The sequence below is a fragment of the Vibrio sp. Vb0937 genome (assembly GCF_033338855.1).
On sequence record NZ_JAWOTK010000002.1, the window covers coordinates 235,928 to 250,002 of the forward strand.

At 41.9% G+C, this 14,075-nt stretch carries 14 protein-coding genes; 6 read left to right on the top strand and 8 right to left on the bottom strand.

Annotated elements, in window-relative coordinates; genetic code table 11:
• The first annotated feature begins 91 nt into the window (after window positions 1-91).
• Both R7P67_RS04615 and R7P67_RS04620 read left to right on the top strand, forming a co-directional pair.
• Window positions 92-301, top strand: a complete 210-nt coding sequence (locus R7P67_RS04615; RefSeq protein ID WP_005376349.1) for a YgdI/YgdR family lipoprotein — start codon at window positions 92-94, stop codon at window positions 299-301.
• 289 nt (window positions 302-590) lie between these two features.
• On the top strand, window positions 591-1,148 hold the full coding sequence (locus R7P67_RS04620) for a PhnA domain-containing protein (RefSeq protein ID WP_005376350.1): 558 nt from the start codon (window positions 591-593) through the stop codon (window positions 1,146-1,148).
• Window positions 1,149-1,333: 185 nt separating this feature from the next.
• Here R7P67_RS04620 and R7P67_RS04625 read toward each other — a convergent pair whose 3' ends face one another.
• The 3 genes from R7P67_RS04625 to R7P67_RS04635 all read right to left on the bottom strand — a co-directional run bounded on the left by R7P67_RS04625 (window position 1,334) and on the right by R7P67_RS04635 (window position 5,189).
• Window positions 1,334-1,525, bottom strand: a complete 192-nt coding sequence (locus R7P67_RS04625; RefSeq protein ID WP_005376351.1) for a hypothetical protein — start codon at window positions 1,523-1,525, stop codon at window positions 1,334-1,336.
• Between the two features lie 279 nt (window positions 1,526-1,804).
• Window positions 1,805-2,824, bottom strand: a complete 1,020-nt coding sequence (locus tag R7P67_RS04630) for a TerC/Alx family metal homeostasis membrane protein (protein ID WP_318085891.1) — start codon at window positions 2,822-2,824, stop codon at window positions 1,805-1,807.
• Window positions 2,825-3,446: 622 nt separating this feature from the next.
• Complete coding sequence (locus R7P67_RS04635; RefSeq protein WP_262653621.1) at window positions 3,447-5,189, bottom strand: bifunctional metallophosphatase/5'-nucleotidase; 1,743 nt, start codon at window positions 5,187-5,189, stop codon at window positions 3,447-3,449.
• Between the two features lie 268 nt (window positions 5,190-5,457).
• Between R7P67_RS04635 and R7P67_RS04640 the strand changes: the two genes are divergently transcribed.
• Window positions 5,458-7,092, top strand: coding sequence for an ATP-dependent endonuclease (locus R7P67_RS04640; RefSeq protein WP_262653619.1), 1,635 nt, complete (start codon window positions 5,458-5,460; stop codon window positions 7,090-7,092).
• 153 nt (window positions 7,093-7,245) lie between these two features.
• Here R7P67_RS04640 and R7P67_RS04645 read toward each other — a convergent pair whose 3' ends face one another.
• Both R7P67_RS04645 and R7P67_RS04650 read right to left on the bottom strand, forming a co-directional pair.
• Window positions 7,246-7,731, bottom strand: coding sequence for a DUF1097 domain-containing protein (locus R7P67_RS04645; RefSeq protein WP_171344619.1), 486 nt, complete (start codon window positions 7,729-7,731; stop codon window positions 7,246-7,248).
• A 228-nt stretch (window positions 7,732-7,959) separates the two neighbouring features.
• A complete protein-coding gene (locus R7P67_RS04650) occupies window positions 7,960-8,865 on the bottom strand; it encodes a LysR substrate-binding domain-containing protein (RefSeq protein WP_005376369.1) in 906 nt (301 codons plus the stop codon).
• A gap of 301 nt (window positions 8,866-9,166) precedes the next feature.
• Between R7P67_RS04650 and focA the strand changes: the two genes are divergently transcribed.
• Window positions 9,167-10,618, top strand: a complete 1,452-nt coding sequence (focA, locus tag R7P67_RS04655; protein WP_171344620.1) for a formate transporter FocA — start codon at window positions 9,167-9,169, stop codon at window positions 10,616-10,618.
• 137 nt (window positions 10,619-10,755) lie between these two features.
• Here focA and R7P67_RS04660 read toward each other — a convergent pair whose 3' ends face one another.
• The 3 genes from R7P67_RS04660 to R7P67_RS04670 form a co-directional block, all read right to left on the bottom strand.
• The gene (locus tag R7P67_RS04660; RefSeq protein ID WP_017634178.1) at window positions 10,756-11,325 is read right to left on the bottom strand and encodes a YceI family protein; all 570 of its coding nucleotides are present in this window, start codon (window positions 11,323-11,325) and stop codon (window positions 10,756-10,758) included.
• Window positions 11,322-11,861, bottom strand: a complete 540-nt coding sequence (locus R7P67_RS04665) for a cytochrome b (RefSeq protein WP_025767789.1) — start codon at window positions 11,859-11,861, stop codon at window positions 11,322-11,324. The genes R7P67_RS04660 and R7P67_RS04665 overlap by 4 nt, the downstream gene beginning before the upstream one ends.
• Before the next feature lie 174 nt (window positions 11,862-12,035).
• Complete coding sequence (locus R7P67_RS04670) at window positions 12,036-12,278, bottom strand: DUF2164 domain-containing protein (protein WP_005390155.1); 243 nt, start codon at window positions 12,276-12,278, stop codon at window positions 12,036-12,038.
• Window positions 12,279-12,461: 183 nt separating this feature from the next.
• On the opposite strand from R7P67_RS04670, the gene R7P67_RS04675 reads away from it, so the two are divergent.
• Both R7P67_RS04675 and R7P67_RS04680 read left to right on the top strand, forming a co-directional pair.
• A complete protein-coding gene (locus R7P67_RS04675) occupies window positions 12,462-13,094 on the top strand; it encodes a hypothetical protein (protein WP_005376385.1) in 633 nt (210 codons plus the stop codon).
• 187 nt (window positions 13,095-13,281) lie between these two features.
• A complete protein-coding gene (locus tag R7P67_RS04680; protein WP_017634180.1) occupies window positions 13,282-14,070 on the top strand; it encodes an EAL domain-containing protein in 789 nt (262 codons plus the stop codon).
• The last annotated feature ends 5 nt before the right edge of the window (window positions 14,071-14,075 follow it).

Here is a 14,075-nt window from a genome sequence, read left to right on the forward strand (position 1 = left end):
CATTTTAATTGTATTCAAACCCACTCATATTTCCTCTGCTATAGTTAAAACAATGTCTTTGCCTAACTCACTTGTTTAAAAGGAAAACTCTATGCGCGTATTGACTGTTATTGCCACTGTATTACTTCTTGCTGCATGCGGAAGTAGCCAATATCTGATGTCGACAAATGAAGGGAAAATTATTACCTCTTACGGTAAACCAGACCTGAACGAGGAAACGGGTATGTACGAGTATGAAGACATGGATGGTAAAGAAATGAGCATTTCAAAAGAGCAAATTGTCCAGATTGTCGAACGTTAACGACAGGCCCTCTGTAAATTAGAGGGCTATGTTCTAGCCACCCTCTCTCTACATTTCCCTCTTTTAGGCTTGTAATCGTTGTAGAAATTGACACAACCAATTCATAAGCCAAAACAATCAATAGTGTCTTTTATACTTCCGTATTATTTATTTAGCGAATATTTTACATCTTCACCTTAATCAGGTTGGAGTATTGTAAAATCTAGTCTTTAATTCGCTAACACCCTTTTATTTCTCAGGATAAAGTGGATAATACCGCCACAAAATAACATTACTAAGGTGAGTCCTTATGTCTATTGAAGCTACTCTGCTTGCGCGCTGCGAGTCAAAATGTGAACTGTGTTCTTCTGAATCTCAACTAACTGCATACGCTGTCCCACCTCACGGTAATGTGACGGTTGATACTGCCATCATGGTTTGTGATAAGTGTCTGGGTGAGATCGATGAGCCAAAAGACATTAACCACTGGCGTTGTCTAAACGAAAGCATGTGGAGCCAGGTTCCTGCTGTACAAGTGACTGCATGGCGCCAACTCACTCGCCTAAACACAGAAAGCTGGGCTCAAGATGCTCTTGACATGATGTACATGGAAGAAGAGCAAATGAACTGGGCAATGAAAGGGATGTCTGCTGACGATAAAACGGTTGACTGTAACGGCACTGAACTTAAGAAAGGTGACGATGTAACAGTAATTAAAGACCTACCAGTAAAAGGCACTAACCAAGTAATCAAACAAGGTACAGTGATTCGTGGTATTAGCCTTGGCGATGATCCAAAGCTAGTTTCGGGTAAGGCAAATGGTGGTCAGTCGATGTACGTGATCGCAGAATACTGCCGCAAGAAGTAATATCTCACTTCAGTCATGTCAAAACGGGGCACCAATGGTGCCCCGTTTTTCTATACAACACTTAATCTACTATTATGTCTACCTCCTCTAGAGTGTTTCTTTTCTAGGGCGTAGGTTGAGTAGGCATGTTTTACAAATAAAAAAATACCGGCTCATAGGCCGGTATTTCTTACACTATTTCAATATTAACGGTACATACCGATGTCTTTTTGAATATGTGCTGACAAGTCTTCTGCGTAGTAACTGCGTGGCGCAGTGTTATCTACAAATAGAATGTCCAGTAAGTGAGCAATCAGTCCTTTGAAGTTAACCGCGTAGGTTTTCTTATCCATAGAGGTTGGTAAAGCTACATTTGTCATTTGCATTGCTTGTGCCATGATTGCCTCTCTTTAAAAGCAGTAGTCTGTTTAGTTGGTTGTATATTAGTCAGTTTCTTATTGTTTAAGAAATGACAAATTTTACCCATTCAAATTAGAATTTCTAATAAAACAAACTCATTACAAAACTCAAAAATACAAATGAATAATAACGGCATAAATAATCACAATTGCTGTAATTACATTGAATAACTGAACATTACCTGCATAATCGCCCCTTAAGAAACAACATATATTTAACAATATTTTTCGTTATTTCTTTTGATTTTAGTGCTTACTTTATATTTTTTGATTAGTAATATTAACGCTAGTTTGACGCTTCGCTTTGTTTTTTAGGAGTGATGCCACCACTGCCGATGTCATCACAACAACTAAAAATGTGAGAGACCATGCTGTCGGAATCTCATATTCTGTTCCAACCAATAGCATTTTTACCCCGATAAACATCATGATTACTGATAATGCTGGTTTTAAGTATACAAACTTGTCTAACATTGCTTGAAGAACAAAGTACAGCGATCGCAAACCCAATAATGCAAATACGTTCGCGGCTAAGACTAAAAATGGCTCTCGCGTTACCGCGAATATAGCTGGTATAGAATCCAACGCAAACATAACGTCCATTACTGCAATGACACCAACAACGATCAGCATCGGTGTTGCCACCCACTTACCAGCTTGCTTTAAGGTTAAGTGATTTCCTTGGTAGTCATCTGTAACTGGCAATACCTTTCGAATCAACTGCTCCGGATATGGATTAACTTCTTCTGCTTCGCCTTTGTCGCGAGCTAGCTTAACACCTGTCCAAATAAGGAAAGCAGCAAATAAGTACAATACCCAGTGATACTGTGCAAGTAACTGAGCACCAACCGCAATCATGACAGCACGTAAAACTAGCGCACCTATCACCCCCCAAAGCAATGCTCTCGGACGCAAATGCTCCGGCACACTGTATTGTGCAAAGATGATGGCAAACACAAACAAGTTATCAACGCTTAACGACTTCTCTAGTAAGTAACCAGTTAAGAATGAAATCGTTGCTTTGTCGTTCGTATAAGCGCTATGTGGCGCGTAAAAGTCCCAGAATAAATAAATAGAACCTGCAAAAACAAAGGCAAGCAAGAACCAAAAAACACTCCAAACGATGGCTTTTTTCATCGTGATAACGCCACTACGTGTTTGATAGATATCAAGCGTAACAAGAACAAGGGTAAATAAACCAAAAGCACCATACATCGCTAATGATTCTTGAAGAGGCACCGATTGGCTCAATTGGGTGGTATTTTCGATAAGAGACATATTTCCTCCCATGGCGGAAGGACTTCGTTTGGTGACCTTCCGCAGACAATAACAACCAACAGCCACATAACGATTATGTGCTGCTAGTCAATGAATGCGTTGGTCTCGTTGAAGTGTTGACGTGAATGAACCACGTAACACCTTTACTTACCGGATAAGCTGATGCTTAACGAGATGACGATAAGTAAACTTGCGCTAACTACTCCCCAAACGCCGACATAATAACGCCGAGCGTCAGGCTTTCCAACAAAAAAGCCTTGTCTTATCGAAATAAAATTCTTATCAAAAATCAGGAAGCACTATAAAAAGAAAGAAATGGATTCAACCACCTGAACTTTAGTAAACAGACAAAAAGCAGCAAATGGCTCAAGACAAACTCTTCATTGGTTAGAGCCCTAACGGGGAAGATAGATACAAAAAAGGAGCATTACTGCTCCCTTTTGTAACATCCACATTCTTAGCAATTCAAAAGCCGCTTAGAGGCACAAAGTAGACCAGTGTTGACCAAATTGCGATCCAGGCAACCACTACTGCCGTATCTGCCCAATCTTTATTCCACATACTGCCACCCTCATCAACCCATGTAGTAAGTGGAGAGCAGCAAAATCAATACCAGTATCTATTATCGACGTCGCTTTGTGTAAAGTTTGTGACTTTGATTCAAACAGTTTGGCTCATCGGTCAGGAGTTCAATAAAACAATCAGCCATGGACAAACTGGTCACACGCCCTTCTCCTTTCATCTCCTGCAATGCGTCATACCCCTCTTTCCCTTTCATCGTATAGGCAGAAGAAGTCCCTCGATACCAAGCATCATCTTGAACACAAACCCATTGTTTGCCATCAAAAATCACTAATGATTGAACTCTTTCACCTTTTGGGGCATCTGCGTGGTACTCGAAGTTTAAATTGTAAGTGTACGGATAACTGCCAGATCCAGTGCCTTCTACGCCATTGTTGAGTGCATTATTTATCGCGCCTTCAAGTGCACGGCGAATAGCACTGCCTTTTACATCGTAAAAGCCGATAGGAACGGCAAAAGGCAACAGCCGTCCGGCAATGTCTGCCACTGTGATGTTGCCAGGGTTCAAAGAGGTTCGCACGCCACCCGCATTATGAATTGCAAATTGAACGTCATATCCACGTTTGTTTAAACAGTGCAGAAATGATCGGGCAACGGAGGAAGCCAACTCACTCTCACCAAATTCATCGGGAATTCTCACATGACGCTTTTTGGTGTCAACACTAGCAATGACTTGTGACTGTAACTGCCTGACCTGAGGAATATATTTATCGCTCAGGATCGCTTGAGTTTCCGGGTGTTTCTTACAAACCACGACATTCGGTTGACCATGGATGAAGTCGCACGCGGTTTCGAATACACCTTGGTCGAGCTGTTGGTTTAGCGTCGAGTCCCAAAAAATACGTCGACCAAGCAACAGTTCATTTTGTCCACTCAACATCGTTGCTTTACCGTGTTCATCAAACTCAATGACGCAGTGCCCCATTGTCAAAGCATGGAAACCCGCTTGCACCACATAGGTATCATTAATTTTGATACCGTAGGGATCGTCTTGTCCTAACCCTATTGATGAAAAATCACCTTGCAACCGGTGGCTGTGTCCACCAACAATTATACCAATACCTGCGACTTGCTCAGCTAACTCTAAATCACCTTCATAACCTAAGTGGCTCAGAAGAATAATATTTTTTATACCTGATGAATGGATTTGTTTTACGGTCGCCTTGGCGGTTTCAATTGCTGAGTGAAAAGGCGTGTCTGCATCAGGGTTTGCGATGTCGCTCATTTTATCTATGGATAATCCGAAAGTCGCGACCCGCTCACCATGGAATTCTTTAACAATGTATTGAGCGCTCTGTGTATCCGGTTGGTAACTATATACATCCTTGCAATCACTGATACGGTGAGGTTTTTTAAGTGATTCATTGGATAAATCCCAGTTGCCAGCAAGCAATGGGAACTGAGTACGTTGGCAAAACAATGCAACTGGCTCATTCCCCATATCTAATTCATGGTTACCTAACGCCATTGCATCAATCTTTAATGCGTTCAATAAGTCGGCATTGGCTTTGCCTTTAAATAGTGAGAAATACAGCGTGCCTTGGAAGCAATCTCCGGCATGGAGGAACAACATTCCATGACCTTGGCGCTGAGCATCATCTCTTAACTGCTCGACTCTGGTTGCGATACGAGAAAAGCCGCCAGCACTGACATAGGGTTCTAGCGTGAGTTCATTGTTTATCTTAAGCTTTAACTGTAATGACGTTGGTTCAAAGTAGGAATGTGTGTCATTGATGTGTGCCAGTTTGATTCTCACTGGCTTATGATTGTTATTCATCTTCATCTTCTCTTTTTTCATTCCTTATAATAATAAGAAGTGAATCATGACAGAATCATGAATTTTATGAAACTGCGATTTAGGATTTCATGTTTAAGTGATCACGATGCTGTCCCCCAGCTTTGAAAGCAAGCCTCGCTTGTAACGGTCTCTATTCAGTAAGAGGCTCTCGTAATTTTGTGAACTGAGCTTAACTCAAAAATTCCGAATTCATATATGCTTAGGAGTAGCAAAATAACTCTCGATAATTCAAATAATTGCAAGGAGGATTGAGATGAAACTAGAACGCATCGAAATCTCCGGGTTTAGAGGCATCAAACGCCTTTCACTCTCTTTTGACGAACTCACCACGCTTATCGGTGAAAACACGTGGGGCAAATCATCATTACTCGATGCCCTTTCCATCGCACTACCTGCCAATGGCTCATTGTATCAATTCAAACTGAAAGATTTTCACGTTGACTACTCAATTTCTCATCCACAAACACAACACTTACAGATCATTGTTTGTTTTAAAGCACAGGATAAAAACGAAGTAAAAGCGGGACGCTACAGACGCATAAAGCCTACATGGTGCACCAACGAAGAGGGTGAGCAAGTCATTTACTATCGTATTAGTGCGTCTCGCGATGAGCACGGCATTAATACAGAGTACGCGTTTTTGGATCATAACGGCAAACCCAAAAAACTTCACCACTCAGAGAAACTCGCTATTGAGTTAATGACACTTCATCCTGTAATCCGACTACGTGACTCCCGACGCTTCCCAGATTTAAACCATGTCAACGGCGATGGTAAAAATGCTCGGATTGAAAAACGAATCAACAACACCTGTCGACGCTTATTGGCTATGCCTGGCCATGTGAATAAAGGTGAGATTCGTAGTAGCCTCGACTCAATGCAAACGCTTGTTGAACACTATTTCGCGTTCAGAAGTGTCAGCAAAGGCAACCCACGCAAACCTCGTGATGGTCTTTTCTATACAAGCCCTTCCTCTGATAAAGGCTTGAGTCAGTTCTTGAAAGAAACCAATGACAAACAAAGCCGCTTGCTTTTAATGGGGTTACTCAATGCCTATCTTCAAGCTAAAGGCCCCACCGATTTAAGGCGCTGTGCGAGACCAATACTGATCATTGAAGATCCAGAAGGTCGACTGCATCCAACTCATCTAGCGAGAGCGTGGTCCTTATTGCAATTATTGCCAATGCAAAAGATATTAACCACCAACAGTGGCACGTTACTCGGTTCTGTTCCACTGTATTCAATTCGACGTTTAATTCGGCTATCAGACAGAACCATCGCTAAGAGTTTAAACTCAACAAAGTTTGGTCGAGATGAGTTGCGCCGAATTGGTTTCCATATTCGTTTTCATCGTTCAGGCGCATTATTTGCGCGGTGCTGGTTACTTGTTGAGGGCGAAACCGAAGTTTGGCTTTTTCATGAACTGGCTCGTCAATGCGGGTATGACTTGGCTGCCGAAGGGGTTCAAATCGTTGAGTTTGCTCAATCAGGTCTAAAATCACTCATCAAAGTAGCAAAAGAGTTTGGTATTGATTGGCATGTCGTTACCGATGGCGACCCAGCAGGGAAAAAGTACGCGCATGCAGTACGAGCACAGCTCGACCATGATCAGGAAAGGCATCGACTTACGGAATTACCCGACCGAGACATCGAGCACTTTCTGTACAACAATGGGTTTGAACTTTTCTTTAAGGACATCATCAAAGTTCCTCATGACCACCCTATCCCTGCTAAAAAAGTCGTAAATCGTGTTTTGAAAAAACATGCAAAACCGGACTTAGCTTTGGCTATTGTTTCTCATTGTGAAGAGAAAGGCATGGAGTGTATTCCTGTTCTTCTGCGCTGGACACTTAAACGCGTTGTTACCATGGCCAACGGCAATACATGAGTTAGACGTATTTTACACTCAGCGTATTGTCTTGTAATACAAAAAAAGCACACCAATTTGGTGTGCTTGTATCAAACATCATTAATTTTGATTAAGGGTATTGAGAGGGATAAAACTCAATACACAGTGGATACCAATAAGATCGGGGGTTCACTACTGTTGTGCTTGCTCAGCAAGCGAAGATGAAGTAGCGGTTGATTTCGTATGCAACCATAGCCCTGTCGCTTTCATTAGATAGCCAAACACACCACCTAGCAACAACGATGGAATAACAAGTTGCCAGTTTCCATCAGCCGCAAATGTTGCGCATGAACCAATAAAAGTACCAGGGATGTACGCGAGCCAAGCCTGTTTAGCTTGAATACACATGAAGAATGCCACAATAGCGGTAATCACATAGCCAATAATTTCCAACCCAACGTAAGTGGAACCGTGAATAATTACCATTGCCCAGAATACGCCTGTCATATTGGTGATTAAGCTGATGCCTAGTCCTTTCAATCCGCTCGTTGGCGCTGCAAAGTAGCTCGTGCAACCTAAAAAACCAGCCCAAGAAAGCAAACCTAAAGAGATGGCGATCCAACCCCATACGCCAGATAAAATTCCAGTAGTGATAGAAATAGCTAAAAGTGTCGTCATGGTAGTCATACCTACTCGGCTATTATCGTACCTATATGGTTCAATAACTGCCTTCATACATTGAAATCAAGGACACATGTTAGATACATCAGCTCAGCTTATCGGTGATATTGATCACAATAAGATATTATTATTTTCACAATTTACATTAAAAGTTTGACGCAACCGATAAATCAACAGATTTAGGGAATAAACCCAACTCATCTCGTAGGCATGTTTAATCAACCTTTAAAGAACTGAAGGCTTCCCTTTCATCATTCGCAGTCCCTCTCTTTTAATGCAGTCGACTAATGGGTTTTCTGCCATATCTGAACGCCATATAAATGAAAGCGTCCTTTCCATTTTTAACTCAGGTACATTTAATGCCACAAGATGACCTGCTTCTATATATCGCTCTACATCTAAATACGGTAAGCAAGTAAGGTACTGACCATTAGCAACTAAACTACGTAATACCGGAACATGTTCATATTCGCGCCACACATCCAAATCTTCAATAAGGTGGTGAATGGAACTATCAAATGTTTTTCGTGTGCCAGAGCCATGCTCTCTTAGTACCCACTTCGCTTGCTCTAACTGCGCAAGGCTAACAGACTGATTACGCGCAAAAGGATGATGAGAAGCTGCGACAACAGTAAGATGATCACGACACCATACTTCTTGGTGTAAACGGTTATCATCACAGCGCCCTTCAATAATCCCTAAGTCATACTTGTAATCTAATACCCCATCAATCACCCCTTTTGTACTTTGTACACCGAGAGAAATACGCATTTCTGGAAAGTCATTATCAATGATACTGATAAGGTCGGGAACTAAGTGCTCTGCTGGGGTTTGACTCGCTCCCATACGAATCTCACCACTCAATAAATGTTGCTCATAGAAGCCCATTTCAATCTGCAATGCGTCTTGTAGCAAGCGTTTTGCTTTTGGTCGTAACCACATCCCCCAATGGGTTAACGCCATTTGCTTGCCTTGCCTCTCAAACAACGGCCTGCCAAGCATCTTCTCTAATTGCGCAAGCGACATACTCGTCGCTGATTGTGTCAAAGCCAATTTTTCTGCGGCTTGGCTTACACTGCCGGTATCTGCAACTGCGTCGAAAACCGCTAATTGCTTAAGTGAGTAGCGCAAAGTGTCCTCCATTATTAGTGGGTATTTCCCAATCCCCACAATTGTTAAAGCATGCCCCAATAAGCAATAGAGTTCATTTTACCTGGCCCCGTAAAGTTATCAATTAATTTGATGAGGTTTCTAAATATTATCAATTTTACCTTACTAACCGTTCTCCCTATTCTGATTACGCGGTTCGGGAACACCGCAAGCCTCAATGGTTTTGAAACCGAAGTCATTGAGGCTCTTAATAAAAACAACAATTTCATTTTTGAGTTAATAACCAAGGATTTTTTATGCGATTACAAATTAAGGAGTCAATATGGCGGTGACCAGTTCTCAAAATCACCAGTATTTTTCTCCAAAAGAGATGATGGTTGAAGCGGAAAAATTTGCGTTAAGTAAGGCAAACAAAACCAGCAGTATGACATTAAGCCTCGCGATTATGGCCGGCGCGTTCATCGGGTTAGCATTCTTGTTTTACATCACGGTGACCACCGGCAGTACTGGCGCTGGTTGGGGCTTGAGCCGCCTAGCTGGTGGACTCGCATTTAGCATGGGATTGATCCTTATAGTGATCTGCGGTGGTGAATTATTTACCAGCTCCGTCCTATCCAGTATTTCTTGGGCCAATAAGCAAATCTCGTTCGGTAAGATGCTTTCGATCTGGGGCAAAGTTTACGTTGGTAACTTTATTGGTGCGATGTTCCTACTTGCGCTGGTTACTGCTGCTGGTCTTTATCAGATGGATAGCGGTCAATGGGGATTAAATGCGCTTAACATCGCACAACACAAACTTCACCACACTCTCATTCAAGCGTTTGCACTCGGCATTCTCTGTAACCTATTGGTCTGCCTAGCGATTTGGCTGACATTTAGTTCTGCAAATGCAATGACAAAAGCAGCAATGACAATTTTGCCTGTGGCAATGTTTGTCAGCAGCGGTTTTGAGCACTGTGTTGCGAACATGTTTATGGTTCCACTTGGTATTGTTATCGCGAATTTTGCACCTGAATCTTTTTGGGCATCTGTCGGTGTGCCCGCGTCACAATACACAGACCTAAACATTAGCCACTTTATTACCGCTAACTTAATTCCTGTCACGCTTGGCAACATCGTCGGCGGAGCGGTATTAGTTGGCCTTTCAAACTGGTGTATTTTTCGCCGACCAGAACTAAAAGCAGCGAATATTTCTTCTATCACTAAAACTACAACACTGTCGTCAGTTAAGGATTTCACTATGAAAAATGCCTCTTTTGTTAAAGACATTATGAACCAAAAACCAGTCACCATTCGTGCAGAAACGCCAATTGCAGCCGCGCTGGATGTGTTACTTGATAACAACGTAACTAGCGCACCTGTTGTAGACGTACAAAATCGATTAGTTGGCTTCTTCTCTGCTCACGATGTGATGGTAGAACTATGGTGTGAGGACTACATTCCGGTGAAAGACCAAAAAGTCGTCGACATCATGAGCCGAGATGTGGTCGCAATTGACGCTGGTGATCGCCTCGTTGATGTTGTGGAATTCCTATGTATCGATAAAGAGCAGTTGTACCCAGCGAGCAGTATGGGTATTGCCACTCGCTTGACGTCTTTGTCTCTCGAAGAACGCGCTAAAAGTATCAAAGTAAGTAAGCCACAAGTGCTTCCTGTGCTTGAAAATGGGCAGATGGTCGGGGTGGTTACTCGTACTGAAGTATTAAAAGCACTACGCCCGATTTTTGGTGAGCGTTTAAACTTAGTGGAAAAAAGTGAGTTAGAAACAGCGTAATTCGCTAAACATTTACAACGTTTATTGGCTTTCAATCGCTATCACTGACGGGTTTATCGATGTTAGTGATGTGATTAAGATAATAAAAAAGCGCTCTTCAAGTGAAGAGCGCTTTTAGTGTATCTAAAAGGAACTAATTACTTCTTAATACCTTCGATATGAAGTTCCATATCGACGTAGCTTGAAGCACCCATTACTGGGATGTCAAAGTCAGCAAGCTCTAGGCGAGTGTTGCCAACAAAGCCAGCGCGCTCGCCGCCCCATGGGTCACTGCCAGCACCAACGAATTCAGCCTCAATAGTAATAGGCTTAGTAACACCGTGTAGCGTTAGATCACCAGTTACATCTAGTTTGCCATTGCCTTTATCAACCACTTTTGTGCTCGTAAAGGTTGCTTCACTGTATTTACCAGCATCGATGAAGTCACCACTACGAATGTGTTTGTCACGTTCAGCATGGTTTGAATCTAGGCTGGTTGTATCAACAACAACATTTACTTTTGAGTCAGCAATGTTGTTTTCATCAAAAGAAAAGTCACCAGAAAATGTATTGAAACGACCTTTGATGAAACTGTAACCCAAGTGGCTAACTTTAAAGTTGATTGAAGCGTGAGCACCTTTGGTATCGATGACATAATCTGCAGCTTGCGCACCAAATGGCAGTGCCATAGCGATAGCTAATCCTGTAGCGAAAAGTGACTTTTTCATTTTGAAGCTCCTAACATTTTTCTTAATGTGTTGTCTTTATCGATAAAGTGGTGTTTTAGTGCAGCAATAGCATGTAAGCCTGCAATCAGGATGACTGCCCAAGCTGCATAGAAGTGAATCTCACCTGCAATATCTGATTGGCCTGGGAATAACTCTCCCGCTCCTGGCACGGTGAACCAATTAAACACTTCGATGCCGCGTCCATCAGACGTTGAAATGAGGTAACCTGAAACAAAGATGGTGATCAATAGTAGGTACATGACACCATGCGCTGCTTTAGCAGCAAGCACTTCGTAACGTTTGCCTTCTACCTTTGGTGACGCCGTCACATGTTTCCATACGATGCGTGCCAAAGTTAAAATAGCGAGTAAAATACCGACAGAGCGATGGTAATGCGGCGCAGTTCGATACCATTCGCTGTAATAGCTAAGGTCGACCATCCACAAACCCACTGCAAATAGACCAATAATGCACAGCGCTGATAACCAATGCATCACGCGTGCAGTAAGGTTGTAATTCTTTACCAGTGTATCCATCTCAAGTTCCTAGATATATTCCTAAGTTAATGCTGAGCAAGAAACACTACATTAACCTATTTACGTCATATGAAACAGATTATTTACCATCATTTACATCTAGCCAATGGTACCGTATCTATCAAGTTGTTCGAATTTTTTGAAGGAACTTTAAATCGTTTGTAAAACTGAAACTTACAGCTTAACTTCTTGTTCTATCTCATACAGCTCTTCGGAAACTTCTAACATTCTGCGTTCAACCAGTAACTTAGCATCTTCAACACCCTTGTTATAATAAATTGGTCCTAGTTTTTCTGTAATAAAATCAATTAGAAACTCACTATCGAACTGTCCAATTTCAACATCTAGCTCGTCTTGCATGTAATCTTGAATGGCGGTGGCCAACGCCTCTTTTTGTGCGCGTTCTAGCTTTATCATTTTTTCCCTTTCAAATTTTTGTTCAACTTCTGCTTCTTTCGTGTTGCTCTATTAAAGATTAGACACGGTCATTTGTGAGAAATTTGGTGTTTAGATCAAGAAGTTGCCGAAGTAAATTAGTCTATTCTCAAAAGACTATGCTAACCTTTTGCAGTTCGTTTTGTAATTATTAAGGGATATTCTTTGCTACTCGACCTAGTTATTCAAAGTGTTAATGATTTTCAAGACGACTGTCTTAAGCTGTGTGAAAAGCATTACCCTGCGGTGCATAACCAAGGCATGAGTGAGCATCATCTTGGTCTCGCGTTTTCAAGAAGGATGGAACATACTTTTCGTCACTTTGGATACAACTGCGTGATAAAGCCAATCGAAGTGTTGGATTCTCCAGACCTTCCCCATCACTATCGAATTTCATCCGACATCGGCACTGTCTGGGTTCTGAGTCACCATATGGTCAGTGCCGGAAAATCTTGCCGGGAAAACTTACTCTCATCAATTACGGAATGGCAGAGTGAATATGGCTATGCCTTACAGCCTAATGACCTACTCTTTTTGGTTTGTGATCATTGGATAAGTCGCAGCAAAACGAGCCGAGAATTGCTTCATTGGTGGATGGGGGAACTACCCGATCAGATCAACGAATACACAGAACAAGGAATCACACTGTACACCAGCGAGTCGCAACTCACGCAATCGTTGGACACTCGATTCGGTATTAGCCCTTGTTACATTAAGTTTGGGCATCCTTTACGGCGTTCGAACAAACAGCAGTTAGTCAGAAAATATTTGCAGTTGTATGCCGTACTGCAATGGTAGCATCAAATTGAAGTGCTGAGATTATCAATTATTTCATCAATTTGTTTGATGTCACTCGACAAACCTACCCATCCATTACCATCGTTCTTGCTTGAGTTAATGAGCACACTTAGATTCATTGCCAATGAAATAGAAAAATTAGCGCGATAACGCTGATGTTGAGACATTGATTTAGGTTGTGGTAACAATGATGAGCATCTCGCAACTACTTAGTTGCATCCGGAAACAAGCCGACGGGCAGTATATTGCGAAATACGCGAACTTCACTCTCCGCAGTGTCTTTCAACCCATATATAAGAACGATATTTCCATCGTTGGCCTTGAAGCACTGGTAAGAATTAGCAATGCCAATGGCAACATGGTTAGGCCAGATCAGTTTTTCCAATCCAAAGCGACTCCCACTCAAGATTTGCTCAATGTTGAACGCTTAAGTCGCCTAATCCATATCAAAAATTTCTCTCAGTCTCGCTTTCACACAAAACAATTGTTTCTCAATGTATTACCGGTAGCGGCAGAGATACTAGTCAAAGACATCACGTATAACCGACTGCTAAAACAAACCATTTATGAATCGCATTTGATGAATGAACAAATCGTCATGGAGTTACTTGAATTGAAGGTGGAGGATGAACTCTCTTTGTCTCAAGCTGCTCGGGAGTTAAGTCTTGAAGGATTTAAATTAGCGATTGACGATTATGGCGTCAATGCATCGACAACTGAGCGAGTGAGAAGCGTTTGCCCAGATATAATCAAGATGGATCGCTCTTTATTGCTAAGGTATGAAAACGGTGATTTTAAAGCGCTTAACGATGCATTATCACTCGCAAAAGCGTTATGCTCTAAAACCGTTATCGAAGGAATTGAAACCGAGCATCAACTTCGCTTAATGAAAAAGCTCGGTTTCGATATGTATCAAGGGTACCTACTTGCTATCCCCCAAACGTTAGACGCCTATGAAGAGGCAAAAACAGCCTGACTATG